The organism is Flavobacterium xizangense, assembly GCF_054075145.1.
The window spans coordinates 1-238 of record NZ_JBSIPG010000312.1 but is presented as its reverse complement, the minus strand read 5'-3'; the positions used below and the strand labels follow the sequence as shown (position 1 = coordinate 238).

At 39.9% G+C, this 238-nt stretch carries 1 protein-coding gene; it reads left to right on the top strand.

Translation table 11 applies throughout. The features are described from left to right. Positions 1–19: 19 nt before the first annotated feature. Positions 20–238: hypothetical protein (locus tag ACWA1B_RS23570; RefSeq protein WP_456911118.1), on the top strand; the 219-nt coding region annotated here is incomplete at its 3' end.

Genomic DNA, 238 nt, shown 5'->3' with positions numbered 1-238 from the left:
CGCTTAAATCCATTAACGAATGCCAGCAAATCCAAAATATTTAACTCCAGCCTTTTTGCCGCGTTTTCTTAAAATCACGGCCGCAATTTTAGGCGGTTATTTCGTTGCCGTTTCTTTTCACCTTGCTCTTGCGGCTTGGTTTAATAGAGCTAATGTTTTAATGACAATGGCTTATAGCGGTTTTATTCTTTGGGTTGCGCTTATGGTCATTGCTTTTCTAGCCAAAAGTGGTTGGAAA